This is a genomic window from Vibrio sp. SG41-7 (genome assembly GCF_014164465.1).
In the GTDB taxonomy this organism is placed as follows: Bacteria; Pseudomonadota; Gammaproteobacteria; order Enterobacterales; family Vibrionaceae; genus Vibrio; species Vibrio splendidus.
Genome location: NZ_JACJFF010000003.1, coordinates 14,858 through 40,933, shown reverse-complemented (window position 1 = coordinate 40,933; position 26,076 = coordinate 14,858). Strand labels below are relative to the sequence as shown.

The following is a 26,076-nucleotide window of genomic DNA, read 5'->3' as shown; positions in this document are numbered from 1 at the left end:
TACTCTTCACAAAGTAAGCCTAAATTGATGTTTTCCCATAAGCCCATCAACTAGGTTGTTCTCTTAACTCTCGAAAGAGGTAAGAAGAATATGGTGGAGGGAGACGGATTCGAACCATCGAAGGCGGAGCCGGCAGATTTACAGTCTGCTCCCTTTGGCCACTCGGGAACCCCTCCAGGGTGTTTTTCCTAACTCATAATGGATAGGCTAAAGAGATGTTTTTCCCAACGCATCTCTCAAGTGCGGAGCGCATCATAGCAAACACGTTAAACCTGTAAAGAGTTTTTCTTATGGTTTTGTGTTGAATGCTGCCTTTTTGGGCAAAGATGGCGAAAAGTACGCATATTGCTCGGGAAGTGAACATCTGTACTAAGGTTTACGTAGTGATAGGTAACACCTTGAGGTAACTCGCTTTCTACATTGTGTTTGGTTTGTGCAATTCGCCAAGAAACGTAAATGGAATTTAATCTAGATTTACACTTCTTGACGTTACAGCATTCATCAGTTGATAGAATACGGTTAATTTCATTTATAGATATTAAACCTTACTTGCAGACCATTATTATGAAGCATAAATCTGTTTTAACCCTGCTTAGCTTGTCTATTCTTATGGCGTCTCCAGCCGCACTAGCTAAACGCATGGGCCCTAGCACTGTCACTGTTGTTACTGAGCAAGTTGATATTCACCAAGTTAGCCAATCTCTTTCTTTGGTAGGTAAGTTAGAAGCAGAACAATCTGTGATCATTACCTCTGAAGTAGCGGGCAGAGTTGACTCTATCAACATCAAAGCCAATCAAGATGTCACCAAAGGGCAGATGTTGGTTCAATTAGATGACGACAAAGCAAAAGCTGCAGTTGCAGAAGCGCAAGCGTACCTAAAAGACGAGCAACGTAAGCTAGCGGAATTCCAACGACTAGTGAAACGCAACGCGATCACGCAAACTGAAATTGACGCTCAGAAAACTAATGTAGAGATCGCCAATGCTCGCCTAGCTGCCGCCAATGCCAATCTTAAAGACTTACACATCAGCGCACCTTTCTCTGGCACGGTCGGTTTTATCGACTTTAGTCGCGGAAAAATGGTGACAGCAGGTACTGAGCTTGTGACTTTAGATGATTTGTCTGTGATGCAGTTAGATCTTCAAATTCCTGAGCGTTACCTTTCTAAGCTGTCTAAAGGCATGACAGTGACGGCTCGCACCAGTGCGTGGGGCGAGACTCAGTTCACTGGCACAGTGGTAGGCATTGATTCTCGTATTAATGCTGAAACCTTGAACCTTCGAGTTCGAATCCACTTTGACAACAATAATGATTACCTAAAGCCGGGCATGCTAGTGGCAGCTGATATGGATTTCCCTCCTGTAGAAGCGCCGATTATCCCAGTTCAAGCGCTTGAGTATTCTGGTACTAAGCGTTTCGTCTATGTTATTGGCGAAGATAACAAAGCGACTCGTACCGAAGTGTTCTTGGGTGCACGAATCGATAACGAAGTTGTGATCGACAAGGGCATCGAGATTGGCCAGAAGATCGTGGTGCAAGGTATCGTGAACATGCGTGACGGAGTCTTGGTTCAAGAGCTTGCCGTTAATCGCCCAGCTAAACTTGATGAAAATACAGCAGCACAAGAAGGCGCTAACTAATGTTGTTATCTGATGTTTCTGTAAAGAGACCAGTAGCGGCTGTCGTATTGAGTCTGCTTTTGGTTGTGTTTGGTATTGTCTCTTTCAATAAGCTTGCAGTTCGTGAGATGCCTGATATTGAAAGCCCGGTGGTATCGATCAGTACTCGTTATGAGGGTGCGTCTGCCACCATCATTGAAAGTCAAATAACCTCCAACCTTGAAGACCAGTTATCCGGCATCAGTGGTATCGATGAGATCGAATCCACAACGCGTAACGGTATGTCGCGTATCACGATTACTTTTGAGCTTGGTTATGACCTCAATACTGGTGTCAGTGATGTTCGTGATGCCGTAGCGCGTGCTCAGCGTTCATTGCCAGACGAAGCCGACGACCCAATTGTTTATAAGAACAACGGTAGTGGTGAAGCCTCGGTCTACATCAACTTAAGCTCGACGGAGATGGACCGAACGCAGTTAACCGATTACACCGAACGTGTGTTGATTGACCGCTTTAGTTTGATCTCAGGTGTGAGCTCGGTGGATATTTCTGGCGGTTTGTACAAAGTAATGTACGTGAAGCTCAAACCTGCGCAGATGGCTGGTCGTGGCGTTACTACTTCGGACATCACTTCTGCGTTAAACAGTGAGAACATTGAAAGCCCGGGTGGTGAAGTTCGTAACGATGCGATTGTGATGTCGGTTCGTACCGCTCGTTCATATACCCAAGCTGAAGATTTTGAGTACCTTGTTGTTAAGCGTGCCTCTGATAACACACCTATCTACTTAAAAGACGTAGCGGATGTGTACATTGGGGCAGAAAACGAGAACTCGACCTTTAAGAGTGACGGCGTTGTTAACGTTAGTATGGGGATTGTGCCTCAGTCAGATGCGAACCCACTTGAGGTTGCTGACTTGGTCCATAAAGAGGTCGAAGCAATTCAAAAGTTCTTGCCAGATGGTACTCGTTTGGCGGTCGACTATGATTCAACTGTCTTTATCGATCGTTCGATCTCAGAGGTTTACAGCACACTCTTTATTACGGGTGGTTTAGTTATCCTCGTGCTTTACGTCTTCATTGGTCAAGCGCGTGCAACGCTGATTCCAGCAGTGACCGTTCCTGTATCGCTAATCTCGTCGTTTATTGCAGCGTACTACTTCGGCTTCTCTATCAACTTGATTACCTTGATGGCACTGATTCTGTCTATAGGTCTGGTGGTTGATGACGCTATCGTAGTGGTTGAGAACATCTTCCACCACATTGAACGTGGTGAATCGCCACTGCTTGCGGCTTATAAAGGGACGCGTGAAGTAGGATTCGCGGTAATCGCAACAACGCTTGTATTGGTGATGGTATTCCTGCCAATCTCGTTCATGGATGGCATGGTCGGTCTCCTGTTTACGGAGTTCTCGGTACTGTTGGCGATGTCGGTGATCTTCTCGTCGCTAGTCGCATTGACGTTAACACCGGTTCTGGGTAGTAAAATTCTGAAAGCGAACGTGAAACCAAATCGCTTCAATCGATTTGTAGAACGTGTGTTTGGCAAGCTAGAAGCCGGGTACAAAGCGGTATTGCGCCGTGCTTTAAACTGGCGTTGGGCAGCTCCAATCATCATTATCGCGTGTATGGGCGGTAGCTATGGCTTGATGCAACAAGTGCCGTCGCAACTGACGCCTCAAGAAGACCGTGGTGTTATCTTTGCGTTTGTTCGTGGTGCTGATGCAACCAGTTACAACCGTATGTCTGCCAATATGGACATCGTTGAAGAGCGCCTAATGCCGCTGCTTGGTCAAGGTTTCTTGAAGTCATTTAGTATTCAATCACCAGCGTTTGGTGGTAATGCTGGCGACCAAACGGGCTTCGTTATCATGATCCTGGAAGATTGGGACGAACGTGATGAAACCGCTCAGGAAGCGTTGAACGAAGTTCGTAAATCTTTAAATGGTATTCCTGATGTACGTGTATTCCCGTTCATGCCGGGCTTCAAAGGTGGTTCAAGTGAGCCTGTTCAATTTGTACTGGGTGGCTCTGATTACTCTGAGCTTCAGAAATGGGGCGAACTGTTAAAGCAAGCGGCTGAAGACTCTCCAATGATGGAAGGTGCGGACATCGATTACTCTGAGAAAACGCCAGAGTTATTGGTAACCGTAGATAAGCAACGTGCAGCCGAGCTAGGCGTTAGCGTTTCGGACATTTCAGATACGTTAGAGATCATGCTTGGCGGCCGTAGTGAAACCACCTTCGTTGACCGTGGTGAAGAGTATGACGTATACCTTCGTGGTGATGAGAACAGCTTTAATAATGCCAATGACTTGAGCCAAATCTACATGCGAACTCAGTCTGGTGAGCTAGTAACGCTCGACACGCTGACGCACATTGAAGAAGTGGCATCCTCGATTCGTTTATCGCACTACAACAAGCAGAAATCGGTCACCATCAAAGCGAACCTAATGGAAGGCTACACGCTGGGTGACGCACTCGATTTCCTTGATGAACAAGCGATTGAACAGCTACCGGGCGATATTTCAGTGAGTTACTCTGGCGAGTCAAAAGACTTTAAAGAGAACCAATCGAGTATCCTAGTGGTGTTTGCGCTAGCGATGCTGGTCGCGTACTTGGTACTTGCGGCGCAGTTTGAGAGCTTCATTAACCCGTTGGTGGTGATGTTCACCGTACCTATGGGTATCTTTGGTGGTTTCTTAGGTTTGGTGTTGATGAATCAAGGCCTTAACGTCTACAGCCAGATTGGTATGATCATGTTGATCGGTATGGTGACCAAAAATGGTATCTTGATCGTAGAGTTTGCTAACCAACTTCGTGACCGTGGCATTGAGTTTGAAAAGGCGATCATTGATGCTTCGGCTCGACGTTTACGTCCAATCTTGATGACGGCGTTTACCACACTAGCCGGTGCAATCCCATTAATTACTTCAACGGGCGCAGGCTATGAAAGCCGAGTGGCAGTGGGTACGGTTATCTTCTTCGGTATGGGTTTCGCGACACTGGTAACTCTGTTCGTAATCCCTGCGATGTATCGACTGATTTCTGGCTCAACACACTCTCCGGGTCATGTGGAAGCGGTTCTAAATAAAGAGCTGAGCCACGATAACGTGGGAAGAAGCAGTCACGGTTAATGAACACGCACGGCTAATGAACATGCAATAGTGTAACAATATTGAAAAGCCTGCGTTTGCTCCTAGCGAATGGCAGGCTTTTTTTGTATAACAAACAGAGCTCAACGAATTAATACAATAAATCGAATAAAGGAAAGTAAAGTGGCTGAATTTAAATACAAAGATCTTTCTCAAGAAGAACAAGATAAGCTGGATGCAGCAACCTTTCGTCGCCTGTTAGCACACCTAGACAACAATAAGGATGTTCAGAACATCGACCTTATGATCTTGGCTGGCTTCTGCCGTAACTGTTTCAGCAAGTGGTATAAAGCGGAAGCTGAGCAACAAGGCCTAGACTTGGATATCGATGACGCTCGTGAGCGCGTATACGGCATGACTTACGATGAGTGGAAACAAAACCATCAGCCAAAAGCGACACCTGAGCAACTAGCGGCGTTTGAAGCGAAGCAGAAGCCAGAATAATTTGTTCTCGCTAGAAATTGATGAATAGAACAAACCAAAAAAGAGCCCATCAGGGCTCTTTTTATTTTTGCGTCGGTGTTTGTTCTGTGGTTAAGCCAACTCACCCGTTTGCGAGAAAGCTTCTAGCTTCGCTGCATAAGGTTGTAGGTCACCGATATTCAGATTTACCCACTCGTCATTGAAGTAAGTATCTAGGTAACGCTCACCGCTGTCACACAGTAAAGTCACGATAGAACCTTTCTCGCCACGTGCTTTCATTTCACTGGCTAGCTGAAGCACACCGTACATGTTAGTACCAGTTGATGCGCCAACCTTGCGACCAAGAATGTCAGATAACCAATGCGTCGTTGCGATACTTGCTGCATCTGGAATTTTACGCATTTCGTCAACCACACCAGGAATGAAGCTTGGCTCTGCTCGTGGGCGACCAATACCTTCAATCTTGCTGAATGTACTGCCTTTCACATTCACATTGCCTGTTTGGAAGTATTCGTGGAATACAGAGTTTTCAGGGTCGACAACACAAAGCTTAGTTTCATGCTGTTGGTAGCGAATGAAGCGGCCGATAGTTGCAGAAGTACCGCCAGTACCTGGGCTCATTACAACCCAAGCTGGAACTGGGTGATCTTCCATCTGCATTTGATTGAAAATCGAGTTCGCGATGTTGTTGTTACCACGCCAGTCGGTTGCGCGCTCAGCGTAAGTAAATTGGTCCATGTAATGGCCATTCAGCTCTTCTGCTAAACGGCGAGACTCATCGTAAATTTCATCTGAGCGGTCAACAAGATGCGCTTGGCCTCCGTAGAATTCAATCTGCTCAATTTTCTTCTTCGCTGTGCACTTTGGCATCACTGCGATAAACGGAAGACCTAGTAGGCGAGCAAAGTACGCTTCAGATACTGCAGTGCTACCCGATGAAGATTCAATGATCGTTGTTTCTGGGCCAACCCAACCGTTACAGATAGCGTATAAGAACAGAGAACGCGCTAAGCGGTGCTTCAAAGAGCCCGTTGGGTGTGTGCTTTCATCTTTAAGGTAAACATCAATGCCTTCGATACTTGGTAGTTCGAGCTTAATAAGGTGCGTATCCGCTGAGCGTTGGTAGTCCGCTTCAATTTTACGAATCGCGTTGTTAATCCATTGATGGTCAGTGCACATAAGCGTTCTCCTGATCGAGTGTAGGAATTCTTTGTAATTGGTATGGTTCTAATTTAGCTACAATTAGAGAGAAAAACTTTGCCATATTTGCTTTGTTTTGCTTAAATTGTAGAAAATAATTCTCTTTAAATGCGACTTGGTGAAAGTGTGATAGATGCCGTAGATAAAAAAATATTAGGATTACTGCAAGAAGACAGCACCCTGTCATTGAATGACATTTCTGAAGCGGTCAATCTCACCACAACGCCTTGCTGGAAAAGGCTTAAGCGCCTCGAAGAGAACGGCATTATTGAGAAAAGAGTCGCGCTGCTGAACCCAGAAAAACTCGATCTTTCTTTTACCGCGTTCGTATTGATTAAAACCAGTGATCATTCTCACGAGTGGTATGGTCGTTTTGTGAATACTGTGTCGGAGTTTCCAGAAGTGATGGAGTTTTATCGTATGGCTGGCGAATATGACTATATGATGAAGGTTCAGGTGAAAGACATGAAGTGCTTTGATGATTTCTACAAGCGTTTGGTGAATAGCATTGACGGTATCTCTAATGTGACCTCGACATTTGCGATGGAACCATTGAAGTACACGACAGCATTGCCGCTTTAAGCTACGCCTAGTTACGCATTAACAATCGTCTGAGCTTAACTATCGTCTCAGTTTAGATATCGCCTCTGCGATAAAGAAAAGGATTATTCATGTTTGCAAAAGTATCTACCGCTATCCAGCTGGTATTGGCGGTCGCCATTTTTTACTTGGGTTACACCATCTACTCGTTTACTAATAAAGTAGGGGAGATCGTCGATACTTATCCGCAGGTTATCGAAGATTTATCCGGTCTCACTAAAGGGCTCAAAGTGGAAGAGCTGCTAGCGTTTGCTGAACATGTCAGCGAGCTTGCTCCTCAAGTTTTGAACACAGTCGAAGAGGTCAGAAAGACGATCGATGACGTGAATCAAACCGTTTCATCGGTCGACAACAAAATCCCTGCGATATTAGATGAAGTGAAAAATGTCCGAACGGAAGTCGAGCAGGTAAGAACCGATGTCATCCCACCAACATTGACTGAGCTGAAACGATACCGTGTGGATGTCATGCCACCGATGCTCGCTGAAAGTAAATCGTACCGCGAGCAAACTATCCCCGCCGTTGTTACTGAATCTGAAATGCTAAGAGCGGAAGTGCCGAATATTTTGGTGCAAGCTAATTTGTTGGCAGATAAGAGTCAAGCTTTGGCTCAGGACGCTGCAGAAGGCGCTGTGAAAGGTGTGGTGCTATCACCATTTAACCTTCTGCGAGATGCCGGAGATGGCATCAAAACACGAGTACAGAGCGAGTTTGAGCCTACGCTAGAAGCAGAATAGATTTTAGTCACTCTTAAGTGACGGATTTTCGTTAGTGTTATAAAAAAGAGAGGCTAGGTATTAAACCTAGCCTCTCTTTTTGTTTTCTCGTACATATTTGGGGCTTTTAAAACAGCGCTTGATCGCTATTTATTTGATCGCTATTCATTTGATCGCTATTTAGTAAAGCGCATCACACCTTCTTGTACTGCTGTCGCTACGAGCTCACCTTTCTGATTAAAAATTTCGCCGCGCACTAGGCCACGAGTGTTCGCCGCCGTCGGGCTTTCAATCGCATAAAGCAGCCACTCATCCATTTTGAACGGGCGGTGGAACCAGATTGAGTGGTCAATCGTCGCCACTTGGAAGTTAGGCGTCATGATTGACACTTCATGTGGGTGAAGTGCTGTCACCAAGAATCCCCAATCGGACGCGTAAGCCAGCAGATATTGGTGAATCAATTGGTTGTCTGGCATTGCGCCATTTGCTCTTACCCAAAGGTACTGCTTCGCTTCCGCCTTCTTAGGATTGAGTGGATTCACGACCGTTACAGGGCGCATCTCAATCGGCTTTTCACCACAGAAGGTTTTACGCAGTTTCTCTGGTAGGAACTCAGCAATGTGGCTCGCTAACTCGGTTTCAGATGCAAAGTTCTCTGGCCCAGGAATATCAGGCATTGAAATCTGGTGCTCAAAGCCTGGAGCATCACCGTGATAAGAAGCCGTGAGATAGAAAATAGGGCGGCCATTTTGAATCGCTTTAACACGACGTGTGCTGAAGCTGCGTCCATCTCTTAGGTTCTCAACATCGTAGATAATTGGCTTTTCAGGATCGCCAGGAAATAGAAAGTAACTATGAAACGAGTGCACACTACGGTCGTCTTGAACGGTATAACGAGCAGCAGAAAGCGCTTGCCCTAATACTTGACCACCATAAACCTGTGGTAGACCTAGGTTCTCACTTTGCCCGCGGAACAGACCTTCTTCCAGCTTCTCTAGCTGAAGTAAACTTAATAATTCTTGTAAAGGTTGACTCATCGCCAGCATGCCTCTTGGTAAAATGGATGTCAGATTATTGTGTTAATCATTTAGCTTAGTCAGATATCTGTCAATAAATCATAGGGTTTCAAGACAGAATATGAAAGCTCTCTTATAATTGGTGAGTAGATTTGCCGAGTCCGGCAAACATGTTGAGAGAAATTGAATATGAAAAAGGCTCTAATTCTTATTACGTCTTTAGTATCGTTTGGCCTACTTGTTGGTTGCCAAGCAACATCAGAAACGAACGCTTCTCAGGAAGTGGTTGCAGAGAACACTCAAGTGATTTCAGGAACAGTAAGCTACCGTGAAAGAATTGCATTGCCAGAGAATGCCGTGGTGACTGTTACGTTAGAAGACATCTCACTGGCTGACGCACCATCGACAGTTATCGCAACTCAAGAGTTCACCACTGACGGTAAGCAAGTGCCGTTCGCATTCGAGCTGAGCTACGACAATAACAAGATTAAAGCTAACCACCGTTACAACATGCGCGCAACTATTCATGTTGACGGTAAACTGCGCTTCACTACTGACACTATTAAGTCAGTAATTACTGATGTAGAAAATACACAGCAAGCAGACCTACGTTTAGTTGGTGTTCGTTAACAAGAAATCGATGCCACTGTTAAGGCATCTTGATTGGCTTAACTTAGCCAGTTGAATTAGCGATTAGTGGCAGCTCTAGGGCTGCCATTTGTATATTCTGAGTTTGATCTTTCCTGCATCACTCACCTCAACCCCTTCTTTAACCAAATGCTGCTTTTGTCGGTCGAACGAATCACCCTTTAAAGATATTTCACCCTTGCTGTTGATTACCCGATACCAAGGCAGTTTGCTACCTTCTGGCAGGTTACCCAGCGCTTTACCAACATGGCGCGCATAGCCCGGAAATCCTGAAAAACGTGCGATGTCTCCATAAGTTGTTACTTTCCCATATGGAATTTGGTGAATCACAGCAAAGATTTGAGGCAAAAATTGGTCCATACTAAATGTTCCTAGTTCATTAATACCACGGATCGGTAGAAGGAGAGGGCTATGGTATTTACAACGTTTCAGTTCTTGATAACCACATTATTAGCGGTTGTCTGCGCGAGAGCAATCAGTTTAAGTGAGGGAGATATCCCAGTACTTGCAATGGTCATTCCTGCTTTATGGATTTTGCCGCAAGGAGGTATCGCAGGATTAGCTTTGCTTGTCTCCATGACCACTTATGGATTAACGCTACCACTACAACCCATCACGCTATCAGTCAGTGTATGGGTATTATTCCCACTATTGATGGTGGTCTTTTCAAAACGCAGCAGTTTGTCGGTCGTGATTATTTCTGGCTTGATCGTCGCGACGCTACAAGTCGGGATTATGGTCACGCAATCAGCAGGTAAGCTTGATGGCGTTCCGTGGGTTACCACACTACAAACCTTGTCAATCATCGTTATTTGGTGGGCGGCAAATCATCTTAAGCCAGCCAGCCGACACAGCTGGTGGTCATTAGGCTTGATACTTCCATTATGGATGGCCGATTTACCTTATGCCGCTTTGGTTGCTTTGTGTGTAACGGGCATCATGGCATCGATGGAAACACTGACGCGCTTGAAAACCTTCCGCTGGAATAAACTATTGTGTTGGACATTGCCCACGGTTGGTTTTGCGGCACTGGTGATTACCCCAAGCATCGAAGTGCCTAGTCCAGTCTTTGTGGTGTGGTTATGTCTATTAGGCACCGCGTGGATGACAGACTACATCATTCGTACAGAAGATAACGAAGACATCGATATCTAGTACGTAGATAACCCGAACCTTACAAATGCAGGTAAATGGTGAATTTACCTGCTATTTTCTAGTGGTTTGAATAAAGGATAAGCACTTAGACAGCAATTGTTCAAAAATAGGGTGGAAGGGCTTGCAATGGTTGCTGTGATGCTTAATAATCCAATCACTCTTTGAGGCAAGCCTCTTAGAAAACGAATCTATGGGGGCCTGGTCCTCCCGCAACAATAACTCGTGAACTCGGTCAGGCCTGGAAGGGAGCAGCCGCAGCGAGTGACTTGTGTGCCGGGATGTGGCTGGGTTCCCACCCCTTAAAAAAGCCGCTCTTTATGAGCGGCTTTTTGCTATCTGAAACTTTCAAAAAGTGAACAACAGTTCGTGATTGGTGGTGTTCACTCTGTACATCAGCCTACTCGTAAATGCTGTATGAAAAGTATTTACTTGCGATTTTTTGATGTTGACCATTGTCGATCAGTCTTTGTATTCCACTATCGATAAGATCTTTTAATTCGTCATCTTGTTTTCTAACAGCGACTCCAATACCACGACCAAACCACTTCTCTTCTGTAAATTTAGGGCCTGTAAAGTGATAGTCCTTACCCTGATCCGTTTCAAGAAAGCCTGCGTTGAGCCCCATTGAACCACCAAACACGCTATCTAAGCGGCCGTTGAGTAAATCGGTAAAGGCTTCATCGAATGAGCCGTAACGTTTGATATCTACATCTGGATAGATCTCAGAAAGGTACTTGTCACCAATAGTTGCTCGTTGAACCCCAATTGTTAGTTCATTTAAGCTGCCGTCATCCATATTGATTTCACGCCCCTTTTCCATGACAAAACGAGTGGGAACTTTAGCGTAAGGCATAGTGAAATTAACTTTCTTTTCACGTTCTTCGGTAATGGTCATAGCCGCTATAATTGCATCGTTTTTACGGCTTAAAAGTGATGGGATAATACCGTCCCAATCAGTCTTTGAGATGATACATTTTACTTCTAATTCGATACACAAAGCGTTGGCTAAATCGACTTCAAACCCCTCTAATTCACCATCTTGCGTTGTCCAACTGAACGGTGGGTAGGCCCCTTCAACAGTAAAGCGAATTTGTTTCCAATCTTTTGCGTATGTGAACACAGAGAAAACACTGACGAATGCAACAAGTATCCATTTCATTGGTTATTTCCTTATAGTATTAATGGATATGGATAATTAACCAATTGTTAACATTTATCAATGCAAATGTATATTGATGTGAGCAAAGGCATGCAGATCAATTAGTTTGCTCCAGTTTTATTGCCAGAAATACTGTTAGCGCATTTAAGGACGTTAACAATACTTATCCGATTAATCCGAAGGTAGCGTTACAGCAGACATTTCTTCCTCAGAATCATCGTTGTTGGATAGAACCCTCTTGCTATCTGAAGTATGTCTAAAATTGAGATGTGTTTACGTATTTTTTCCTCCCGAATGAAACTCAATTTATTGTTTTTTCCTTTACTGGCTCGACTATAGGTTGGAGCTGTGACTTGTTACTGCGAGTGCGATGGCTGCAGTTAAAAGCGCTGAGCCACCGATTTTATTCAGGTACGTTGGGTGATCTTGCATAAACCCAAGAAGCTTCTTGGCAGAGATGGCGTAAATCATCACCCACGTAAAATCCAACACTGCCATTGTGGGGCACATCACCAACATTTGTGATAACAGGGGCTTGGTTGGGTCTATGAACTGGGGGAAGAATGCAGTGAAAAAGACAATCGCTTTGGGGTTACCCGCTGCAACGAAGAAACCACTTAAATAGAGTCTGTGGCCTGAAATCGCGGTGGGTGAATTGGTGGTTATTTGTGCATCACACTCAGGTTTATCACGCAACATCTTGATACCCATATACAGCAATGTTGTGACTCCAAGCCACTTGATAACGGCGAACGCTAGTTCAGACGTTGACATTATGATGCCAAGTCCAACTGCAACAATGATCATCTGTATGAAGTTTGCTGAGATATCGCCTAGTGCCGTAAAAACAGCTTTATTAACGCCATATTTCATTGAATGAACGACGCCCAACAAAATGCTTGGACCTGGCGTCATGGTTAAGATAAGTGAAGCGAGGCAGAAGGTTAGCCATGTTTCTATAGTCATTTGTTTTCTCCGGGTGACTAGTATCTATTTTTCGGAAAAAGTAGTCTGCTAGCATAGAGATAGATATCAAAATAACCTGAGGTTATATGAATGGTTGAAGACTTGGAAAGCATCCCATCATTAGTTCCCAAATTACTTCTGCAGCTACTAGCGCTCGGAAGTATCACTGATGCCGCTCTGGTATTAGGAGTCAGTCAACCTGCTGCGAGCAAAGCTCTTCGACGTGCTGAAGATGTGTTAGGTTTCGCTTTAGTCCGAAGAGACAGTCGTCCCTTATTGTTAACAGAGGAAGGGAGGTTGATTGCTGAGTTCGCTAAACAGCAGGAATTGCAGGGAGAGGTGTTATTGAGACAGCTTCGACTTATTCAAAAAGATGGCGCTGGACAGGTGAAAGTGGCTTCTTTTGGCGCATCCGCTTCCACACATATTTTACCCAGCCTAATTCATGCGATCAGCCAACACTTACCTCAAGTTAAAATTGAAATAAGCGAGTTTACTGACGAAGGAGCATTATTAGCATTACGAGAGGGGCGCGTAGATTTTGCAATCGCGGTTGATAAAGAGTATTTGGATCTAGATATCATCCCAGTTTTTACTGACCGTATGGTGGCTTTAGTTCATGAAGATGACCCTTTATCCCAGTTGCCAGTTTTGTCGGCTGTGGATATCGAAGATCGAGATTTTATATTGAGTAAAGGGGGCAGCGAGGCGCTCATTAGAGAATGGTTTAAGCTATCAAAATCTCGCCTTAAAGAAAAACACACCATTGTTCAATTGACCTCGATACTCGCTTTGATTAGAGCGGGCTTAGGTGTTTCTATTGTTGCAGAGCTTGCCGTTCCAGAATCTCATCCCGGCGTAAATGTTATTCCTCTTGCGCCCGAGTACCCTCGTAATATTTGTGTAGCGAAAAGAAGCGGTTGTTTTTCTTCGAACGCAGCCAGGTTAACTTGGGATTTTTTGAGTAAAAATAGGTCACACAGTTACCTAAGCAAGCGAGGTCATTAAGTGCGAACAGGCGTTTATCTATCATTGCCTCATTTAATTCGCAGGCAACACAACGGCAGACGCTTCTTCCTCCGAATCTTCTTTGTCTTCTACTTGGTCAGCAACCCAATCAATTGTCTTTGTTAGATAAAGCTTGTTGGTTTCGGTGTCACACCAACTCTTAGATAATCCTCTTCGATTGAATTCACTGCCAATTGCTGCGAGTGTCTGGTTGCTTGATCGCCCGTAATACAAGGTGTCGCACAATTGCAGGTTCGACATGGATTGAGGATACGTATTGACTGGCGAGGAGTTCATGCTCAGTGCTTTTGATTGGTTATGAGTGCACCCAGTTAGGCTCAGGAAAAAGAAAAGGATTAGCGTATTTTTCATGGTGTATCAGGTCTATTGCCGATGATTTGAAGACAGTATTGCCATGATAGCCACACTAATTTGTCAATTTCTCGCCAACTAGTTATAGACCAAGACTTTCCTCCCAGTTAGAAAGCGTTATTAAGCCAACGATAAAAACAGTATTAACAAACAAAAGCGCAATTTTGTACAAAAGCTGAAAGAGACTATAGAGTAGACTGATAAGTCACTCGATAATCAACAGGCTTGGGGATTGTTATGGAGAACAAGAAACGCTCTAAAGAAAAGGCCGAATATAAGATCACAGAAGAGCTCGGTGGCCTTGAAACCCTTAATGCTGAATACGAAAAGCAGAACTTCTCGCGCCATAGCCACGAGGGCTACACACTTGGTGTTATTGAGCAGGGCGCTCAGCGTTTCTATCGGACGGGCGGGCATCATATAGCACCACAAGATGCGATCATTCTGGTCAATGCCGACGAAGTTCATAGTGGTCACTCTGCCACTGAAGGTGGTTGGGCATATCGAGCCATGTATCCTCTCCCAGAGCAACTTGCCAAGATCACTCAAGAGCTTAACCTACCGAACTACGGCGCGCCTTACTTCCCAAGAGCGGTTGTTGAAGACCCTGAACTCGCCAATCAATTGAGATTAGTCTTTAACACGATTGATGAATCTGACAATCGCTTGTTAAGAGAAACCTTGATGTACGGGATGTTGGTTAAACTGATTAGCCGACACGGAAAATCGCCGCTTAACCCTCAACTCGATGGGAAAACTCAGCGCCAACTTGTCTTAGTGAAAGAGTTCTTAGATGATTTTCCACAAGCCGATGTGTCCCTAGAGGAGCTATCTAAGCTAGCGGCATTGAGCCCGTTTCACTTAGTGCGTTCTTTTCAGAAAGAATTTGGTCTTCCGCCACATGCTTATCAGATCCAGTCTCGATTAAGGTTGGCTCGTACGTTACTCAAACAGGGGCATTCGATTTCCGATACGGCGCAAGAATGTGGTTTCCACGACCAAAGCCACTTTCATCGTCACTTTAAGAAAGCCAACGGTTATACGCCGGGTCAGTACGTTAAGATGCGTTGAGATTTGTGCTTTATACCTTAGATATAGAGCAAGTTTGTACAATCGAATAAGTTAACCCTCTCTTACATTGAATAGCCAATGCAAAGAGAACTAGGAAAATATGGATAACAACACAATGAATAGACGCTCGCAGTTATGGAAAGGCGTTTTGGCTGCGATGCCATTGAGTATTGCTGTAATACCGTGGGGCATATTAGCTGGCTCGTATGCAATAGATGCTGGTCTGAATCAGCTTCAAGCTCAGGCTATGTCTGCGATTTTGTTTGCGGGTTCAGCGCAATTAGTGGCGGCGGGGATGTTCAAATCGGGCATTGGGTTAGGGACTATGTTGTTAACCACGTTCTTTATTACTTCAAGGCATTTTCTTTATAGCGTATCGATGCGCGACAAAATTAGTCATCTTCCCGCTCGGTGGCGTTTACTGCTTGGCTTTTGGCTAACGGATGAACTGTTCGCGATTTGCAGTGGGCAGTCTCAACAAGAATTTAATCGTTGGTATGCAGCGGGTGTAGGTGGTGGTTTTTATCTGGTTTGGAACATCGCGAGTTTCGTCGGCATTGTCGCAGGAAGTCAGATTCCGTCACTCAATGAAATCGGTCTCGATTTTGCGGTGGCAGCGACCTTTATTGCTTTGGTTTTCCCATTAATCCGAACATGGCCCGTGGTGGTATGTGTTGTGGTGTCTTTGATCGCCTCAGTTGCCTTGTCAGTCAACAATGTTGAAGGTGGCCTTATGATTGCTGCTATTTCGGGTATGTTAGCCGGCTTTATCAGCGAGTCATTTGTGGAACGTAGAAACGGCAATAAGCTCATCAAAGAAGGGGAATCGGCATGATCTGGCTATCGATATTCCTCATGACGGCGATTGTGTTTCTTAGTCGATATTTGTTTCTAGAACCGGCCATCCCGCTTCGATTAAACAGCACTGCGAGACGGTTGTTACGTTATTCGAGCCCTGCGGTATTAACGGCGATCTGGGGGCCGATTGTGTTCGCACCAGAGCAAGCTTTTTGGCCAAGCCTAGAAAACCCTTATTTGATCGGCGCGGTAGTGACTGGGCTTTTGATTTGGAAAACGGGCAATGTGCTACTAACGATCGGTGTCAGCATGGCGGTGTTCTTGTTCTACAACCTTGTCGCGGTTGATTTCCTTTTTCATTAATACGCAGCTCAATTGATACGGTGTGTCACGGCATTAGTTATCCTCGTTTCAAGTGTATGAGTCATTACTTGAAACGAGTGGCCCTAGGTTCTATCTAGTATAAATATCTGTGCTTCTTTATTCCGAGGCGATCTGTCCTTACCTCCCTAAACATTTCCGAATGATGTTTCTTATTTGAATGCAATTGATTTTATATGGCTTCGTGCTGTTTAATTCGTTTTACTTATGGATTAAAAGAAAGTAAATTTGCAAATAATTCAACATGTTGAGTTGCTATTTTACGTATGTCGATTTCGCAATTAGGTAAGGTTTAAATGAATTGGTTTATTGAAGTATTAAAGAAGCCTGTGGAGTTTAGAGGGAGAGCTCGTCGCAAAGAGTACTGGTACTTTTTCGCTGTAAGCGTCGTAATTACTCTCGTTTTAACTCTCATAGATCAAGGGCTAAGTTGGTATAACTCGAATTCTGCGATCGGAATTTTAAGTGGGGTATTTTCTTTATTTATCATCTTACCAAGCTTATCAGTCACGGTCCGAAGGTTACACGATATGGGAAGGACTGGATGGTGGGTACTTCTCTTTTTTGTTCCAGTAGCCGGCTTTTTTATCATACTATGTTTCTTAGCATTTAATGGTACTGCAGGTGCAAACAAGTATGGTGATAATCCTAGATCGGTAACCCAAGTTTAATTCGCTCAATATGATGCGTTATGCGTGGCATTTAAGGGTGTGTTCGATGAGCTATCTATATGTCGAACGCATAGCGTAATTAATTTAACAGGATATAAGGGCTTAACAATGTACAGATTTCTCGTAATCTTATTTTTACTCGTACCTCTGAAATTATCGGCTGCACAAGATACTAAGCAAGCATTAGTACAAGAGCTTCTTCAGATTATGGATGTCGATTCCACGTTGGACGCGGTATACGTTCAAATGGATAGCATGATGGCTAATATGTCTAAAGACCTAGGGGTTTCAGAGTCAGAACAAGCTATTTTTGATGATTACTATCAGGGCATGAACGACTTAATGAAAGAGGAAGTTAGCTGGCAAAAGCTAGAGCCAGGAATTGTAACGATTTACAGCAATCAATTCACTGAAGAAGAGCTCAGTGCAATGATCGATTTCTACAAAACAGAACATGGAAAAAGCATTCTGAAAAAAATGCCAACCGTGACAACAGAGTCAATGATCATGACTCAGTCGTTAATGCAACAAGTTCTCCCAAAAGTTAAAAAGTTAACGACCAAACTAAAACAAGACCTTGAAGCACATAGAGGTTCTTGATCAGAAGCCGTTAGGTTTGTGATTAGAAATAACGCTCTATACTTGGTCGATAACGTAGATATTCTTGAAACACACGCTGCATTTCATGCAATGATTTATGTGTTTCAAGCGTAATCAGGCATAATTACTACCCCATAGCTGAATCATTTTAGGTGTGGGTATTGTGTATTTAGGTTTTGGTAAGGAGTTAGTTTGGCTAAGAAATATTATGTGGTTTGGAAAGGTCGTACACCGGGTATTTTTACCACTTGGAACGAGTGTAAATCCCAAGTCGATGGCTTTGCAGGGGCGAGATATAAATCGTTTCCAACACTAGGTGAGGCTGAGTCTGCTTTCGGTGGTAAAACGTCGTCTGCGTCAGGTTCTACAGCGACAAAGCCAAGCTCTGCGGGTAAGGCGACGAAAGTGAAGGTGCCGCCTCTTTCGGAGCAGCAAATCACAGATATGCCTTTTGATATCAAGATCTTTACCGATGGTGCTTGTGAGCCAAATCCTGGTGAAGCGGGGACGGGTTTAGCGGTATACCAAAACAACCAATTAACAGAATTGTGGTATGGCTTGTATCAGCCTGTTGGTACCAACAATACCGCCGAGTTACATGGGCTTAAGCAAGCGTTTATTCTCGCGAAAGAGAAGTTAAACGCGGGTCTGTCTGTTGCGATTTATTGTGACTCTAAGTACTCAATTGATTGTATTACTAAGTGGGCAACGGGCTGGGAGAAAAAGGGCTGGACTAAGTCGGGCGGCGAGATCAAAAACCTCGATATTATTAAGCCTGCGTATGCTTTCTACCAAGAACTGGCTTCAAAAATCACCATCTACCATGTGAACGGACACGTTGGTATTGAAGGTAACGAATTGGCCGATAGAATGTCGATTGTGGCTATTTCATCGAAAGAGCAGGAGCTAGCTCAATATCGTGACATCGAAGATATTGAGTCTATTTTGGCACTTCGAGCCGGCTAGCTAGGCTTCTTAATGAAAAGCTAATGAAAGTTACTGAAAGCATAAGTTGCCATCATTAGGCTGTGCTAAGTTGAGCGTTACATTCCAAATTGATGTAGCGCTCTTTTGATCTTGTGGTGCTCAGTCGCTTTTGTGAGGCATAGCTGTCTGAGTTAATCCTTATTGAGCTGGGTTCTCTATCCAACGAGATAATTGCTGAGCTTGTTTGATCGAATTAAAACTGTCTTTCACTCTCTCACGTGCCTTTAAACCCATCGATGCTTTATCGTTACTGCTTAGCTGCGCGAAACGCTCAATCGCTTCTCTTAATTCTTCCACGTTTTTTTCGCTAACCACAAAACCTGTCTCTGGTGAGACGATCTCTTTGCATCCCATTATATTGGTGGTAATGACGGGAGTTCCCACGGCCATCGCTTCTTTTAAAACAAGTGGTCCTGTATCCACACACCCAGTTTCGGAAAAACAGAAGGGCGCGATTAGGCTGTCATAGTTCGATAGTTTTTCTTTGACCCACTCGTGAGGTTTAGCGCCAAGAAAGGTCACGTTTCGAGTGAGCCCTTGCTCTTTGACCTGCAATTTTAACTGTTGCTCTAAATCGCCAGTACCGATGATATCGAGATGAATATCGAGAGGTTCGGCAATCGGCGCTAATGCATCAATAAGATGGTGGATGCCTTTTTGCTCGACTAACCGGCCAAGGAAAACAAAGCGAAGTTGCTTCGTTTCGGTTTTTGGGTTGAGTTGGAATTGTTTGGTATTGACTCCGCAGTGCAGGAGCTTAATGTTTCCTTTTGCCATGGTGTTGAAGTCAGCGAGCATGTCTTTGCACACTGCGACCACAAAATCACTCGACGAAATCTTCTGTTCAATATCATAAGCGAACTCGTAAACATCATGACCGTGAGCAACGAACGAGCAGGTGATATTCAGAAGCTTTGCCGCGACGATGGCGTGAGCTGTGGTGTGCTGACAGAAATGCGCATGAACGTGTTCGACGTCATTTTCCGCGAGTTGCAGCGCCAGTTTGAATCCATAAGCGAACAGTGATTTTTTGGGCATACTAGTTTGCTTGGAAACAAAGGATACCGCTCTGACAAAGCCAAACCAACTGATGTTTGTGATCTTACCAATTCGAATATCTCGACCAATTTTAACAATGTCATAGTCAAATGACTTTTCATTCTCCTCTATCTCAAATGCCATCACGCAAACATCGTGTCCACAAGCTTTCACCGAGTCGACTTCTGTTTGGATGAAGGTCTCACTGAGTACAGGATAAGTTGGTGCTATAAATGCTACTTTCTTCATTTTTTGCTCCTTTGACTAATGCTATTAAAGTCAAATAAGCAAAATACGAACCAAGATAAAATCGTAGCTTTGGAGGGCTTTCGGTGGTTTTCCGAAGGTTATCCCTCCAGAAGTCGCTCATTTTCTCAAATTGATAATCAAATTGGAGTTTTGACGCTCATGTCTGATCACCCTGTTCGTCATTTTGAGAGTGTCTGCGTAGGCGACTGATCTAAAAGTGATTTCATAGCAATACACTCTCGGCATAGAACCTGCAACGTCAGCCATATAATGTATAATTCTGGGGGCGTCATTATGGCTAAAGTAAGTGTTGTTATCCCGACCTACAATTGTTTGGATTACCTGCCGAAGGCAATTGGCAGCGTACTTAAGCAGACTCATCAAGACTTGGAGTTGATCATTATTGACGACAACAGCAACGATGGAACGTCTACTTATCTCGCGTCAATCCATGATGAACGCATCATTAAATTATCCACTTTGGGTGTTGGCGCGCCTCAAGCGAGAAACCTAGGGATTGAAAAGGCGACCGGTGAATACATTGCTTTTTTAGACGCGGACGACTTTTGGTTTCCAGAAAAAATAGAGCGCCAACTCGAATTTCATCAACGATACTCAGATCTCGCGATGAGCTTTACTAACTACGAACACCTTACTGAAGACTATCAAGTGATAGTCGACTGCTTTAGTTATTGGTCGCAGTTTCAAGACCAAGATGAAGCGTTTATCAATATTGAAAACCCGTTAGAGTTGATCATTGAAAACAATGTTATTGGAACATCAACGGTGATGGTGAAAGCGGATGTGTTCTCTCAAACAGACAGTTTCAATGCTGACATTAAGTATGGGGAAGATTGGGAACTGTGGCTTCGAATGAGTGAAAGCCATCAGATCGGTGTGTTGAACTCCGTGCAGGTTGGTTACTTGATGAGAGCGAGTTCCGTTACCCAAACGGAAAGTCTTAAATTGAGAAATTTGCAGTCTATAGAGACCATTCTCCAGCGTTACCAAAATGACAATCAACGATGGAACCTACCGACGTCCAGTTTCAAAATTGCAAAGGCAAGAATACTAGAAGGTTACGCCGACTATTACAGAGGCTTACAACAGAACCGACGGGCCATGTCTTATAGCATCCGCTCGTTAGCGTTGGCTCCTCAAAAAAGAACCTTACGACATCTTCTTGGGGACTGTAAAAGTTTCCTAATGCCTGCATTGTAAGGAATAGGTGACTTCTATGGGTTCATTAAAACAGTCGGCCTATTACGCCATCGGCATCGTGATGATGAAAGGGATCTCGCTCGTGATGATCCCCTATATCACCCATAAGATGACGTTGGCTGAATACGGTTCTTTAGAAGCCATCGTCTTGTTGGCTGACATCGGGACGATCTTGTTTAGCTTTGGGATTGTTGAGGCAATGTACCGGTATGTGGGCGTCGCTGAGGGTGAAGAAAAGAGAAAGCTTGTCTCGAACTGTTTCACGTTGAGTGTCTTGGTCTGTGTGCTAGGAGGGGCTTTAATTGCTCTTAGTATGCCGTTGTTGTTACTGATGCTTCCCGTCGAGTTCCAACCTTATCAAATCCTACTTTTGCTAATACCGACCATGTTAGATGGTGCGATTTCTATCCCGTTAACATTGATGCGAATGAATGCGATGGCTAAGCGCTTTTGCATGCTCAATGTAATGAAGGCGAGTGTGCAAGCTGCTATGACGTTTGCATTGCTTGAAGCGGGTTATGGCATTGATGGTGTACTAATATCTGCCGCTGTTTCGAGTGTGTTATTGATGCTGTGTTTACTGCGTTATCAATGGCAGGAGATGGGCTCATTTGGCAGCCTCAAATACTCCGCTAAGATCCTAAAGTTTGGATTGCCCACGTTAGTCGGTGGAGCTTCGATGTATATGATCACAGGGCTAGACCGCTGGGTGATGGCGAGCTTTGTGGGCGTTGAAGAACTGGCGATTTACGCGGTCAGTGGTAAGTTTGCGTTGCTTCTTGGCTTACTACTACAGCCTTATGCTTTGTGGTGGTTTCCAAATCGGGTGGCCATGCTGCAACAACCTGATGGTAAGAAAGAGTGTGCGGACAGAGCGCTAGTCGGCGTTAATCTGGCCATTGTGTTGGGTTGTTTGATGATCCTCACTGTACCCGGTTTTATTACTTTGATTTTGCCCAGCAGTTATCAATATGCGGGTACCATCGTCGTGGCACTCTTGGCCATCGGCGTGATTAAGAATGCAGGGGATTACCTTAACCTTGGTTGTTTTAGCGGTGACTCAAGTCAGTCGCAAATGTGGATACAGGGTGGTTGTGCGATCTTAGCAACCATTGGCTATCTTGTTGTGACACCGATTTATGGCGTGTGGGCCGTGGTGGTGGTGCTTTGTGGTACTTATGCCGTGAGGTTGTCACTGCTCTATATCGTGAGCCAAAAAATGGAATATTTACCTTATGATCACCGTAAATGGATGGCAGCGTTGAGTATCGCCATACTTGCGATTACCAGTGACAGGCTTCTTGGTTGGGTGTTGATTGATGTTCATGACTTTGTTTTAGGCAGTTTTGTGGCAATAGTGACGTTAGTCGTCTTTGTTCGATACTCTGTTATTCCTGTTCCGCAAGCGCTGCTTGATAAGTTTACGCTAGGTAAGCAATCACATGTAAGTTGAACTCACTTCATCTAGATCGCGGGAAATCCTGATAAGCGTCTAGAGATATATGAATTATTAATAATAAAACACTGTTCATAATTATTTTAATTAGATAGTATTTATAAATATAACGAATGCTAACGATGGAAAGATATATGAATAAGTGGATGCTGCTCCTTTCTCTGTTTTCAGCTGTCTCATACAGCGCCTCTAATTTTTCAAGCGAGGGTATTACTGCTCCCGACTTCAATTCACCAGATTTCAAGCCGCCAGAAGTTTCTCAGCAGGAACAACACAATATCGTTTGTGAAAGCGTGGTCTGCAAATCAACGTCTGCACGCCCGTCGGTTCCTGTTGTTGGTGAAGTGCCCGATAGAGAGCTTAATCAAACCATCGAAACCCTTGCGAGTGCTATCTATATTGTCGGTGAAATTGGCGTCGCGGAAAATTTGTCTACGCCAGAATATGAGAAATTTTTTGAGAACTAATTAGCACGGTGCGCCAGAGAATGGTTACTGCTTTCAAATGTTGCTACCAAAGATATTAAATGCTGTTATAAAAGGTAAAGTCTCGTTCAACGATTCAATCACCGCGGCATCTGGCAATTAGGAAGCACCAATGGAAATCTGGAAGTTACTGCTGTTCATCCCCGCTTGTTTTGCGCTCAACATGACACCGGGCCCAAACAATTTGTTATCAATGAACAACGCCCGTTGTTATGGGTTTCAGGCCGCCTTTGTAGCGGGCCTGGGACGAATCATCGCTTTTTCTGGCATGATTGCTTTGGCTGCATCCGGCTTGGCTGTCGTGCTTTATACCTCTGAAACTTTGTTTTTCCTTATTAAGCTATTTGGCGCGATGTATCTATTATGGATTGCGTTCAACCTATGGCGCTCACAAGCCAGCCCAGTCGCGGATATCGAACGAAATAAGAATTGGTTTGGTCTGGTTAAACAAGAGTTCGCGCTCGCGGCGGGCAATCCAAAAGCGATACTCATTTTTACTGCATTCCTCCCTCAATTTGTCGATGTTTCAGCGAACGTAAATACTCAATTCTTTGTTTTAGGAAGCACGTTTCTTGTATTAGAAATGCTCGCGATTTCTATCTATGCGGCCTTTGGTTTATATCTACGAAATTGGTTTTCAAAACCTCAAATGGCCAAGCGCTTCAATAAAGCATGTTCTGTGTTTCTTGCCTTATCTGGTGCGAATTTGTTAGTGAGCCGTCAGTAGGGTTCGTTCTGCTGTTTACACGGATAGAAGGAATGTGATGAGTAATCAAGACCTTTCACAAATGGGCGCTGCGCAGGTTTCATTAACTGAACGTAATGGCGCTCCTTGTATTCATAAACAAGGGGCTGGCGAGGTTGAAGTCGCTTTTTACCAACACGTAGCGCAGCATCTTGATGGAGTGAATACGCCTCAACTTCTTGCGGTCGATGGCTGTGAGCTTTATCTCGAATACATTCCTAATTCGGTTTGCCTTACCGAGCTACAAACAACAAGTGACGTATTTCAGCAGCTCGCGAGTATTCATCGTTCTCAATATCGACCAACATTCGAAGTTAAGCGTCATCAATGGAGTTTAGATGACACCACATCGGCTTTATCTTCCCTACAGTTGCCTCAAGTTACGCAAGACAGTCTTAAGTATATTCAATCGCAGAGTGATGTTCTTTTTAATCATGACACATTAATTTCGGGTGACTCCAATGAAGGAAATTGGGGAAGAAGAGATAACGGTCAGCTCGTGTTATTTGATTGGGAGAGGTTTGGCTTTGGTAGCCCCGCGATAGACTTGGCGCCACTCGTTTCTCAAATGGGTACTCTGAAAGATTATGAGCTGATTGTTGAACAGTATCTTTGCCATAACACCTTGATTCCGCGTGAAGAATTAATAAAGCAATTGATCATCGCTAAAAGCTGGATCGTAATAGAAGTCACGAATATATTAGTCGGTCGTAACAACCCACAAGCTTCCAAGTACATCAATTGGTTTAGAGAGCAATTACCAACTTGGCTGGCTTCAGTTGAAGATCAGTTGTAGCTGAATCGCGGTAGCAGTTAATCTATTTAAGGTCGATGTATGAATGTTGTTTGTGCGGAAAAACAAGAACTGGCTTATATCTATCAGCTTGAACATGCTTTGTTTGGCGATCACGCCTATCCGCTGTTTTTCTTTCGTCAGGCATTTGATTGCTGGGGGAAGGGCTTGCTGGTGGCGAAACAGGATTCGCAGGTTGCGGGCTATGTATTGATGACGCCAACCGATAAACAACAACAGTATTGGGTGTTGTCACTGGCTGTTGATACTGCTTACCGAGGCATGGGGATTGGCCGTTCATTGATGCAGCAGGCGATAGAAACCTTGCCACAAGATTCCAAGCTGTTGCTTACTGTTGATCCAAATAACAACTCGGCTTGTGAGCTGTACTTGTCGATGGGCTTCGTGACCATCAAAGAAGAGAGTAATTATTTCGGAGACGATGAGCCTCGTCTGGTCATGCAGCTCATCGTCTAGTTCCCGTTTCACTGTGTCTATTTAGATGCAGGCATCACGCGCTTAGGTCAACATCACGATACCGTGCATCAACACTACGCTAGAGGTTAATCGGGTTCGCATATCAAAATAGCCGTCGGGGCCTTCACTTTGGTTCTCTTCTCTCATTGACCTCTCCGCTCGCCAAACCGCAATGTAGCCAATGATAAGAATCAGTGTGGTGAGGAACTCTTGCTGCTCACCGAGTAGCACCGCTAACCACGCTGCCAACACAATAACATTGCTAAGAATCAGAGCCTTGTTGCTGGATTGGCTTTCGAAGTTCTCTATCCCATTGCCCCACAAAATGCCCGACAAAAAGCTCAAGATAACCACGCTGTAGGTGATGAAGAGTGTTTCGCCGCTCAAGCTAAAGAATTGGCTTTCGGTGAGTGACAACAGTAGACCGAACAAAAATGGGATTAAACCCATATAACCAAGCTTGGCCATGGTGTTGCGTGTTTGAGTTGTGTCCAAGTAATCTGACCTCATAACTGCTGCTCTATTGCATTTTTGAGGGTACTACTGGTTGGCGATGTAGAACTCGGGAAGGTTGCTATCACTTTGCCTTCTTTGCTGACCAAGAACTTGTAGAAATTCCATTTCGGTTTGATACCGGCTTGTTGTTGGATTTCGGCAAAGACTGGATTTGCGTCTGGCCCTGAGAGTGAAGCGCGCGCCATCATCGGAAAAGTCACACCATAATCTAGGTAGCAGATTTTAGCGGATTGCTCCTCGCTTCCTCTGTCTTGGCGAAAATCATTACTTGGGAAACCAACAACCGTGAACCCTTCATCTTTATACGTTTGGTGAAGCTGCTCAAGTTGTTCGAACTGAGGCGTGAAACCGCATTGGCTTGCCGTATTTACGATCAATAAAGTCTTGCCTTGAAACTCTTCACACAGCTCAATTTCTTCGTTTGAATTTAACAGCCTTTGTTTGCCGTTGAGTATATCAGGGCAGCTTGCTGAAAAAGCGAATGAACTTGTTAGGTTCGCGATTAGGGCGGTGGAGCACAGCAGTGAATGTTTCATAAGTCTGACTCATTTTA

At 44.4% G+C, this 26,076-nt stretch carries 29 protein-coding genes, 1 tRNA gene and 1 other RNA gene; 21 read left to right on the top strand and 10 right to left on the bottom strand.

Going from position 1 to position 26,076, the window contains the following annotated elements:
* Positions 1–91 precede the first annotated feature (91 nt).
* Positions 92–176, bottom strand: a tRNA-Tyr gene (locus H5300_RS01380).
* 388 nt (positions 177–564) lie between these two features.
* Here H5300_RS01380 and H5300_RS01375 point away from each other — a divergent pair.
* The 3 genes from H5300_RS01375 (at position 565) to H5300_RS01365 (ending at position 5,216) form a co-directional block, all read left to right on the top strand.
* The gene (locus H5300_RS01375) at positions 565–1,641 is read left to right on the top strand and encodes an efflux RND transporter periplasmic adaptor subunit (protein WP_029222602.1); all 1,077 of its coding nucleotides are present in this window, start codon (positions 565–567) and stop codon (positions 1,639–1,641) included.
* Positions 1,641–4,754: a vibriobactin export RND transporter permease subunit VexH gene (gene vexH / locus H5300_RS01370; protein WP_182795279.1), complete on the top strand. Its 3,114-nt coding sequence runs from the start codon at positions 1,641–1,643 to the stop codon at positions 4,752–4,754. The genes H5300_RS01375 and vexH overlap by 1 nt, the downstream gene beginning before the upstream one ends.
* A 141-nt stretch (positions 4,755–4,895) precedes the next feature.
* Positions 4,896–5,216: a DUF1244 domain-containing protein gene (locus tag H5300_RS01365; RefSeq protein WP_004736423.1), complete on the top strand. Its 321-nt coding sequence runs from the start codon at positions 4,896–4,898 to the stop codon at positions 5,214–5,216.
* A 90-nt stretch (positions 5,217–5,306) separates the two neighbouring features.
* Here H5300_RS01365 and H5300_RS01360 read toward each other — a convergent pair whose 3' ends face one another.
* Complete coding sequence (locus H5300_RS01360; RefSeq protein WP_121603492.1) at positions 5,307–6,374, bottom strand: PLP-dependent cysteine synthase family protein; 1,068 nt, start codon at positions 6,372–6,374, stop codon at positions 5,307–5,309.
* A 129-nt stretch (positions 6,375–6,503) separates the two neighbouring features.
* Here H5300_RS01360 and H5300_RS01355 point away from each other — a divergent pair, with 129 nt between their 5' ends.
* Together H5300_RS01355 and H5300_RS01350 are read left to right on the top strand one after the other, a co-directional pair.
* Entirely contained in the window at positions 6,504–6,977 is a 474-nt protein-coding gene (locus H5300_RS01355; RefSeq protein ID WP_220503420.1) for an Lrp/AsnC family transcriptional regulator, read from the top strand.
* Between the two features lie 89 nt (positions 6,978–7,066).
* Positions 7,067–7,732 (top strand): hypothetical protein, encoded by a 666-nt coding sequence (locus H5300_RS01350; protein ID WP_017078856.1) that lies wholly within the window; start codon positions 7,067–7,069, stop codon positions 7,730–7,732.
* Between the two features lie 155 nt (positions 7,733–7,887).
* Here the strand turns inward: H5300_RS01350 and tesB are convergent, their stop codons facing one another.
* Positions 7,888–8,748, bottom strand: a complete 861-nt coding sequence (gene tesB, locus H5300_RS01345) for an acyl-CoA thioesterase II (RefSeq protein ID WP_026012255.1) — start codon at positions 8,746–8,748, stop codon at positions 7,888–7,890.
* A 168-nt stretch (positions 8,749–8,916) separates the two neighbouring features.
* Between tesB and H5300_RS01340 the strand changes: the two genes are divergently transcribed.
* Positions 8,917–9,357 (top strand): YbaY family lipoprotein, encoded by a 441-nt coding sequence (locus tag H5300_RS01340; RefSeq protein ID WP_029222253.1) that lies wholly within the window; start codon positions 8,917–8,919, stop codon positions 9,355–9,357.
* A 75-nt stretch (positions 9,358–9,432) separates the two neighbouring features.
* On the opposite strand, the gene H5300_RS01335 is transcribed toward H5300_RS01340, so the two are convergent.
* Entirely contained in the window at positions 9,433–9,735 is a 303-nt protein-coding gene (locus H5300_RS01335; protein WP_004736416.1) for an MGMT family protein, read from the bottom strand.
* Positions 9,736–9,786: 51 nt separating this feature from the next.
* Between H5300_RS01335 and H5300_RS01330 the strand changes: the two genes are divergently transcribed.
* Entirely contained in the window at positions 9,787–10,530 is a 744-nt protein-coding gene (locus tag H5300_RS01330) for a hypothetical protein (RefSeq protein WP_004736415.1), read from the top strand.
* A 196-nt stretch (positions 10,531–10,726) separates the two neighbouring features.
* An RNA gene (ffs, locus tag H5300_RS01325) (signal recognition particle sRNA small type) lies at positions 10,727–10,823 on the top strand.
* Positions 10,824–10,927: 104 nt separating this feature from the next.
* On the opposite strand, the gene H5300_RS01320 is transcribed toward ffs, so the two are convergent.
* Entirely contained in the window at positions 10,928–11,689 is a 762-nt protein-coding gene (locus tag H5300_RS01320) for a transporter substrate-binding domain-containing protein (protein WP_004736414.1), read from the bottom strand.
* Positions 11,690–12,022: 333 nt separating this feature from the next.
* Positions 12,023–12,655: a LysE family translocator gene (locus H5300_RS01315; protein WP_017084568.1), complete on the bottom strand. Its 633-nt coding sequence runs from the start codon at positions 12,653–12,655 to the stop codon at positions 12,023–12,025.
* A gap of 90 nt (positions 12,656–12,745) precedes the next feature.
* On the opposite strand from H5300_RS01315, the gene H5300_RS01310 reads away from it, so the two are divergent.
* Complete coding sequence (locus H5300_RS01310) at positions 12,746–13,663, top strand: LysR family transcriptional regulator (protein ID WP_017084569.1); 918 nt, start codon at positions 12,746–12,748, stop codon at positions 13,661–13,663.
* Positions 13,664–13,696: 33 nt separating this feature from the next.
* Here H5300_RS01310 and H5300_RS01305 read toward each other — a convergent pair whose 3' ends face one another.
* Complete coding sequence (locus H5300_RS01305) at positions 13,697–14,035, bottom strand: hypothetical protein (RefSeq protein WP_012604479.1); 339 nt, start codon at positions 14,033–14,035, stop codon at positions 13,697–13,699.
* A 237-nt stretch (positions 14,036–14,272) separates the two neighbouring features.
* Between H5300_RS01305 and H5300_RS01300 the strand changes: the two genes are divergently transcribed.
* From H5300_RS01300 to H5300_RS01275, 6 genes are all read left to right on the top strand, one after another.
* Positions 14,273–15,106, top strand: a complete 834-nt coding sequence (locus tag H5300_RS01300) for an AraC family transcriptional regulator (RefSeq protein WP_029224664.1) — start codon at positions 14,273–14,275, stop codon at positions 15,104–15,106.
* Between the two features lie 100 nt (positions 15,107–15,206).
* Positions 15,207–15,941 (top strand): AzlC family ABC transporter permease, encoded by a 735-nt coding sequence (locus H5300_RS01295; RefSeq protein WP_017084572.1) that lies wholly within the window; start codon positions 15,207–15,209, stop codon positions 15,939–15,941.
* Complete coding sequence (locus H5300_RS01290; protein ID WP_017084573.1) at positions 15,938–16,267, top strand: AzlD domain-containing protein; 330 nt, start codon at positions 15,938–15,940, stop codon at positions 16,265–16,267. The genes H5300_RS01295 and H5300_RS01290 overlap by 4 nt, the downstream gene beginning before the upstream one ends.
* A 314-nt stretch (positions 16,268–16,581) precedes the next feature.
* Positions 16,582–16,956, top strand: a complete 375-nt coding sequence (locus tag H5300_RS01285; protein WP_182795278.1) for a DUF805 domain-containing protein — start codon at positions 16,582–16,584, stop codon at positions 16,954–16,956.
* Between the two features lie 108 nt (positions 16,957–17,064).
* Positions 17,065–17,556, top strand: a complete 492-nt coding sequence (locus tag H5300_RS01280) for a DUF2059 domain-containing protein (RefSeq protein WP_017084575.1) — start codon at positions 17,065–17,067, stop codon at positions 17,554–17,556.
* Positions 17,557–17,748: 192 nt separating this feature from the next.
* Positions 17,749–18,522, top strand: a complete 774-nt coding sequence (locus H5300_RS01275; protein WP_017084576.1) for a ribonuclease H family protein — start codon at positions 17,749–17,751, stop codon at positions 18,520–18,522.
* A 159-nt stretch (positions 18,523–18,681) separates the two neighbouring features.
* Here the strand turns inward: H5300_RS01275 and H5300_RS01270 are convergent, their stop codons facing one another.
* On the bottom strand, positions 18,682–19,830 hold the full coding sequence (locus H5300_RS01270; RefSeq protein ID WP_182795277.1) for a glycosyltransferase family 4 protein: 1,149 nt from the start codon (positions 19,828–19,830) through the stop codon (positions 18,682–18,684).
* A 294-nt stretch (positions 19,831–20,124) separates the two neighbouring features.
* On the opposite strand from H5300_RS01270, the gene H5300_RS01265 reads away from it, so the two are divergent.
* The 6 genes from H5300_RS01265 (at position 20,125) to H5300_RS01240 (ending at position 25,007) form a co-directional block, all read left to right on the top strand.
* Entirely contained in the window at positions 20,125–21,051 is a 927-nt protein-coding gene (locus H5300_RS01265) for a glycosyltransferase (RefSeq protein ID WP_017084578.1), read from the top strand.
* A gap of 16 nt (positions 21,052–21,067) precedes the next feature.
* The gene (locus H5300_RS01260) at positions 21,068–22,504 is read left to right on the top strand and encodes a lipopolysaccharide biosynthesis protein (RefSeq protein ID WP_054541732.1); all 1,437 of its coding nucleotides are present in this window, start codon (positions 21,068–21,070) and stop codon (positions 22,502–22,504) included.
* Between the two features lie 116 nt (positions 22,505–22,620).
* Positions 22,621–22,974, top strand: a complete 354-nt coding sequence (locus H5300_RS01255) for a hypothetical protein (protein ID WP_017084580.1) — start codon at positions 22,621–22,623, stop codon at positions 22,972–22,974.
* A gap of 130 nt (positions 22,975–23,104) precedes the next feature.
* Positions 23,105–23,719 carry a LysE family translocator gene (locus H5300_RS01250; RefSeq protein WP_017084581.1) on the top strand — a complete coding sequence of 205 codons (615 nt, stop codon included), beginning with the start codon at positions 23,105–23,107 and terminating at the stop codon, positions 23,717–23,719.
* 37 nt (positions 23,720–23,756) lie between these two features.
* On the top strand, positions 23,757–24,533 hold the full coding sequence (locus tag H5300_RS01245) for a phosphotransferase family protein (RefSeq protein ID WP_017084582.1): 777 nt from the start codon (positions 23,757–23,759) through the stop codon (positions 24,531–24,533).
* Positions 24,534–24,572: 39 nt separating this feature from the next.
* Positions 24,573–25,007, top strand: coding sequence for an N-acetyltransferase (locus tag H5300_RS01240; RefSeq protein ID WP_017084583.1), 435 nt, complete (start codon positions 24,573–24,575; stop codon positions 25,005–25,007).
* Between the two features lie 42 nt (positions 25,008–25,049).
* On the opposite strand, the gene H5300_RS01235 is transcribed toward H5300_RS01240, so the two are convergent.
* Both H5300_RS01235 and H5300_RS01230 read right to left on the bottom strand, forming a co-directional pair.
* Positions 25,050–25,517, bottom strand: a complete 468-nt coding sequence (locus H5300_RS01235; protein WP_004736398.1) for a DUF3429 domain-containing protein — start codon at positions 25,515–25,517, stop codon at positions 25,050–25,052.
* The gene (locus H5300_RS01230) at positions 25,514–26,059 is read right to left on the bottom strand and encodes a glutathione peroxidase (RefSeq protein WP_182795276.1); all 546 of its coding nucleotides are present in this window, start codon (positions 26,057–26,059) and stop codon (positions 25,514–25,516) included. The genes H5300_RS01235 and H5300_RS01230 overlap by 4 nt, the downstream gene beginning before the upstream one ends.
* Positions 26,060–26,076: the final 17 nt, after the last annotated feature.

What these genes read in the sequence shown, in the direction of transcription:
- H5300_RS01375 (WP_029222602.1), top strand. Translation starts at nt 565, where the DNA reads ATGAAGCATAAATCTGTTTTAACCCTGCTTAGCTTGTCTATTCTTATG.
- vexH (WP_182795279.1), top strand. Translation starts at nt 1,641, where the DNA reads ATGTTGTTATCTGATGTTTCTGTAAAGAGACCAGTAGCGGCTGTCGTA.
- H5300_RS01360 (WP_121603492.1), bottom strand. Translation starts at nt 6,374, where the DNA reads ATGTGCACTGACCATCAATGGATTAACAACGCGATTCGTAAAATTGAA.
- H5300_RS01355 (WP_220503420.1), top strand. Translation starts at nt 6,504, where the DNA reads ATGCGACTTGGTGAAAGTGTGATAGATGCCGTAGATAAAAAAATATTA.
- H5300_RS01350 (WP_017078856.1), top strand. Translation starts at nt 7,067, where the DNA reads ATGTTTGCAAAAGTATCTACCGCTATCCAGCTGGTATTGGCGGTCGCC.
- tesB (WP_026012255.1), bottom strand. Translation starts at nt 8,748, where the DNA reads ATGAGTCAACCTTTACAAGAATTATTAAGTTTACTTCAGCTAGAGAAG.
- H5300_RS01340 (WP_029222253.1), top strand. Translation starts at nt 8,917, where the DNA reads ATGAAAAAGGCTCTAATTCTTATTACGTCTTTAGTATCGTTTGGCCTA.
- H5300_RS01335 (WP_004736416.1), bottom strand. Translation starts at nt 9,735, where the DNA reads ATGGACCAATTTTTGCCTCAAATCTTTGCTGTGATTCACCAAATTCCA.
- H5300_RS01330 (WP_004736415.1), top strand. Translation starts at nt 9,787, where the DNA reads ATGGTATTTACAACGTTTCAGTTCTTGATAACCACATTATTAGCGGTT.
- H5300_RS01320 (WP_004736414.1), bottom strand. Translation starts at nt 11,689, where the DNA reads ATGAAATGGATACTTGTTGCATTCGTCAGTGTTTTCTCTGTGTTCACA.
- H5300_RS01315 (WP_017084568.1), bottom strand. Translation starts at nt 12,655, where the DNA reads ATGACTATAGAAACATGGCTAACCTTCTGCCTCGCTTCACTTATCTTA.
- H5300_RS01310 (WP_017084569.1), top strand. Translation starts at nt 12,746, where the DNA reads ATGGTTGAAGACTTGGAAAGCATCCCATCATTAGTTCCCAAATTACTT.
- H5300_RS01305 (WP_012604479.1), bottom strand. Translation starts at nt 14,035, where the DNA reads ATGAAAAATACGCTAATCCTTTTCTTTTTCCTGAGCCTAACTGGGTGC.
- H5300_RS01300 (WP_029224664.1), top strand. Translation starts at nt 14,273, where the DNA reads ATGGAGAACAAGAAACGCTCTAAAGAAAAGGCCGAATATAAGATCACA.
- H5300_RS01295 (WP_017084572.1), top strand. Translation starts at nt 15,207, where the DNA reads ATGGATAACAACACAATGAATAGACGCTCGCAGTTATGGAAAGGCGTT.
- H5300_RS01290 (WP_017084573.1), top strand. Translation starts at nt 15,938, where the DNA reads ATGATCTGGCTATCGATATTCCTCATGACGGCGATTGTGTTTCTTAGT.
- H5300_RS01285 (WP_182795278.1), top strand. Translation starts at nt 16,582, where the DNA reads ATGAATTGGTTTATTGAAGTATTAAAGAAGCCTGTGGAGTTTAGAGGG.
- H5300_RS01280 (WP_017084575.1), top strand. Translation starts at nt 17,065, where the DNA reads ATGTACAGATTTCTCGTAATCTTATTTTTACTCGTACCTCTGAAATTA.
- H5300_RS01270 (WP_182795277.1), bottom strand. Translation starts at nt 19,830, where the DNA reads ATGAAGAAAGTAGCATTTATAGCACCAACTTATCCTGTACTCAGTGAG.
- H5300_RS01265 (WP_017084578.1), top strand. Translation starts at nt 20,125, where the DNA reads ATGGCTAAAGTAAGTGTTGTTATCCCGACCTACAATTGTTTGGATTAC.
- H5300_RS01260 (WP_054541732.1), top strand. Translation starts at nt 21,068, where the DNA reads ATGGGTTCATTAAAACAGTCGGCCTATTACGCCATCGGCATCGTGATG.
- H5300_RS01255 (WP_017084580.1), top strand. Translation starts at nt 22,621, where the DNA reads ATGCTAACGATGGAAAGATATATGAATAAGTGGATGCTGCTCCTTTCT.
- H5300_RS01250 (WP_017084581.1), top strand. Translation starts at nt 23,105, where the DNA reads ATGGAAATCTGGAAGTTACTGCTGTTCATCCCCGCTTGTTTTGCGCTC.
- H5300_RS01245 (WP_017084582.1), top strand. Translation starts at nt 23,757, where the DNA reads ATGAGTAATCAAGACCTTTCACAAATGGGCGCTGCGCAGGTTTCATTA.
- H5300_RS01240 (WP_017084583.1), top strand. Translation starts at nt 24,573, where the DNA reads ATGAATGTTGTTTGTGCGGAAAAACAAGAACTGGCTTATATCTATCAG.
- H5300_RS01235 (WP_004736398.1), bottom strand. Translation starts at nt 25,517, where the DNA reads ATGAGGTCAGATTACTTGGACACAACTCAAACACGCAACACCATGGCC.
- H5300_RS01230 (WP_182795276.1), bottom strand. Translation starts at nt 26,059, where the DNA reads ATGAAACATTCACTGCTGTGCTCCACCGCCCTAATCGCGAACCTAACA.